At 25.8% G+C, this 3871-nt stretch carries 3 protein-coding genes; all 3 read right to left on the bottom strand.

Going from position 1 to position 3871, the window contains the following annotated elements; translation table 4 throughout:
- Positions 1 to 122: 122 nt before the first annotated feature.
- The 3 genes from EHV01_RS03825 to obgE all read right to left on the bottom strand — a co-directional run bounded on the left by EHV01_RS03825 (position 123) and on the right by obgE (position 3377).
- On the bottom strand, positions 123 to 260 hold the full coding sequence (locus EHV01_RS03825; RefSeq protein WP_422066274.1) for a hypothetical protein: 138 nt from the start codon (positions 258 to 260) through the stop codon (positions 123 to 125).
- A 1060-nt stretch (positions 261 to 1320) separates the two neighbouring features.
- Complete coding sequence (nadE, locus tag EHV01_RS03820; RefSeq protein WP_422066273.1) at positions 1321 to 2073, bottom strand: NAD(+) synthase; 753 nt, start codon at positions 2071 to 2073, stop codon at positions 1321 to 1323.
- A complete protein-coding gene (gene obgE, locus EHV01_RS03815) occupies positions 2073 to 3377 on the bottom strand; it encodes a GTPase ObgE (protein ID WP_422066272.1) in 1305 nt (434 codons plus the stop codon). The genes nadE and obgE overlap by 1 nt, the downstream gene beginning before the upstream one ends.
- Positions 3378 to 3871 lie beyond the last annotated feature (494 nt).

Raw genomic sequence — 3871 nt, 5'->3', positions numbered from 1 at the left:
TAATATCAAATTTATCAAATTTCATAATTTTAGATTCCTATAATTTCTATTTTAAATATATTTTATAGGAATTTTAAAATAACTAGGTTATGCAAGAAGTCTATTGTTATTAAAAATCAAGATTATTTATCATTATAGCATCAGGGATGCGCTGGTTGTAAATTTTCTAAAGCGTTATTGGAAAGATTACCATCAATATAATCAATAGTTCAAGAATAATCTTTATCAGGTTGAATATCTTGATATTGAGCTTTTAGCATTAATTGACCACAATATTTGCATGGTGCTTCTTGAAAAAGATCATATTTACTATAATCTTTGTGTTAAAAATATTTTTGAACTTTATTCATTGCATATGATTTTCAAATTGAATTTCTTTCATATCTTCCTCATTTATGATTTGTATGTTTCATAAAAACCTCCATAATTCTTTTCTTATAAAAAATGTTTCTAATTTTTTATTACTTAATAGATTTTTTCAAAGAAATACGGAAACATGCTTCTTTAAATATAAAATTTTATAAATACATAATAATATCCTAATTGCATTTTTGCAATTTAACATAATTAAAGTAACAATTAGGGTAAAAAACATTAATTGTTAAATTACATTATTTAAACTATATTTTTACTTTTAAATCGATTTAAATCAATATTAATTAATATAATCGATTTAAATTGATATAAACGATAATTACATCAGATATATATTAATATTATTATTTTCATTATATAACAAAAATAAGCAAACAATCCACTTTAAACAAAAATGTATTAACTTTATCATAAAGGTGGTGCTCGCACTTTTTGGAAACATTTAGTTTTCTTAATTTTATTAAAAATCCTAATTAAAATTAATTGTTTTAGTTTACTTAATTTTGCTATCAAAATAATAATTAATAGTCACATTTTAAAAGCATAGACTGTTTTTGACTCCTAAAATATGATATGTAAATAATAAATTAAGTAATAAAAACAAATTAATAATAAATAATAAAAAAATAATTTTTTATAAAACCTAAATGTATACCCATTCATAAATCTATTTTTTAAAAATATCTTAACATTATTTAGTAGTAATATTTAAATTTAAAAAAACTAAATTATCTACATTAGTTAATCCCAATTTCTCATTTAAATATAAGTTTACTTAAAATAAATATTATAATTGTTCAAAGACATAATGTAATAATTGAAATATATAACTTTGCAAATTGTAAAACTTAACTTCAAAAAAATGTTCTTTATTTGAAATTACTAAAAGATAAAGACATTAATTCTAATTAAAAAAAGTTTTACAATACTAATTGCAAAACAATTTTAATTTTTGCTAACAGAAATTAACGAACTAAAAATATTGGGTGGTCCTTTAGGTAATCGTCGTTTATGTTCAGAACTTTGATGTAATTGTTTAATTCGTTGTGCAATAGCTGCTGGAACCGATTTTCCTTGTAAATAATAATCTAATTGTTGATAAGTAAATCCTAATTCTTTTTCGTCAGTTTGATTAGTCCATAATCCCGCTGTTGGTGGACGTGAAATAATTTGTGATGGCACACCTAATAGTTGTGCTGCTTGCTGAACTTCAGATTTTAGTAAATGAATAATAGGAACTAAATCAGCAGCACCATCACCATATTTAGTAAAATATCCAACATGTCATTCATCAGCATTATCTGTACCCAAAACCATATAATTATGGCTTTGTGCTAAAGCATATAGGGTCGTCATTCGTAACCGTGGTTTAATATTAGCGAATGCTAATTGATGTGGTGGTAAAGCTAATGTTGCAATTAAATTATCATATGTTGCTGTTAAATCAACAAGATGATAATTTAATTGATGATTATTAATTAATAATTGTGCACATTCTTGATCAAAATAATCAGAATGACAGGGCATGATAACTGCTAAATGATGATTAGGAAAAGCTTGTTTTGCTAATAAACTAACAACAGCTGAATCAATTCCGCCAGATAAACCAACAATAACCCCCTCGCATTTGGATTTTGTTACTTCTGCTTTAATTCATTTTACTAAATAACTCAAATATTGTTTTAATTCTTTCATCATTATCCATCCCATTCTAATTCGTAATCAAAAATGCGAACAATATCTCCTGCTTTTGCTCCTTTTGCTCGTAATATTTCAAAAACTTTTAAATCTTGTAATTTTTTATTAAATAATAATAGATTATCATAAGTTGTAATTGGTGTTTTATGATAAGCTTGATAAACTGCTGCCCCCGCTACTTTTCAAACACCATTGCCAAGATTAACAACTTCCACCTCTTGTTCAATTGGTGTGGTATACTTATATACTTTATAATCTTCTTCCGTTGATGTTATTTCATCTAATTGCCATAATGCTTTATTATCCTTAATTTTTGTCAAAGCTGCTCCAATTTGATTTATTAACAATGATAAATTTTGATTCATTAAACCACTAACTTCAATAATTTCTGCAGTTGGAATTTGCGTCTTAAATTTAATTAAATTTTTTGCTGCAATCTCAAGATCCATTTTATTTGCTACAATAATTTCTGGTCGTAATTCTAATTTATAATTATATTTTTTTAATTCTGTTTTAACATTTAAATAATTTTGGTAAACATCTTCTGTTCCATAATTCCCTGACATATCTAAGACATGGACAATCAATTTACAACGTTCAATATGGCGTAAAAAATCATGCCCTAGTCCCTTACCTGCTGCTGCGCCAGCAATTAACCCTGGTAAATCTGCAACAACAAAACTATGATGTTTTTGATCTTGAACCACTCCTAATTGCGGGGTTAAGGTAGTAAATGGATAATCAGCTATCTGTGGTTTAGCTTTTGAAATTTTTGCTAATAAAGTTGATTTACCAACATTCGGTAAACCAACTAGACCAACATCAGCTAAAACTTTTAATTCACAACGAATCTCTAATGTCTCCCCTAAATCACCAGCTTCAAAGATAGTCGGTGCTTTATTTTTAGAATTTGCAAAGCGAGCATTACCACGGCCACCCTGGCCACCTTTTGCTAAGACAACTTCTTGCTTATGAGTAGTAATATCACCAATAATTTCATTTGTTTGATTATTATAAATTAATGTACCTAACGGAACTTTAATATACTTATTAATAGCATTTTTACCATGCATATTTTTAATGTTTCCATTTTGACCATCGGCTGCTTTAATTTCTCTCTGATATTTTAAATCAAGTAATGTATTCATCCCTTCATCGCCAACAAAAATAATGCTACCACCATCGCCACCATCGCCACCCGAAGGACCACCTTTTGGCACATATAATTCACGATGAAAAGCAACGGCACCATCACCGCCTTTTCCTGCAAATAATTTAATTGTTGCAACATCAATAAATTTCATTACGTATCCTTTTCTCGTTATGTTAATTTTGTGCCCTTAAAAATAATCACCATTGTCATTACATTATAAATAATTTTTATCTACTAACAATGTTATCTTTGTTTTTCCTAGCTTAATACTTCTAATTGTTTTAAAACTACTTTGTCAATTAAAAGTAACCCTTTTTATTTTTTGCTTCAATAACTTATTATAAAACTAGAAGATACTTTTAGTATATTAAAATATTTCTTGCACTAATTCTCCTTATATTAAAAAATTTATTAATTAAGTTATATAAATTTATCTTGCTAAGTAAAGAAACCTACTTTAAATTTTTTCTTTAATTCTTAAATCGTTTTTATATTTGGACATATTATATTATAACAAAATTTAAATATTTTAGGAGTTATTTAATAGACTTCTTGCATAACCTAGTTATTTTAAAATTCCTATAAAATATATTTAAAATAGAAATTATAGGAATCTAAAATTATGAAATTTGATAAATTTGATTA

The organism is Spiroplasma sp. hy2 (genome assembly GCF_044714365.1).
Classification (GTDB): domain Bacteria; phylum Bacillota_I; class Bacilli_A; order Mycoplasmatales; family Mycoplasmataceae; genus Spiroplasma; species Spiroplasma phoeniceum.
Note: the sequence above shows the minus strand (reverse complement) of the source record. Positions and strands in the feature narration are given on the sequence as shown.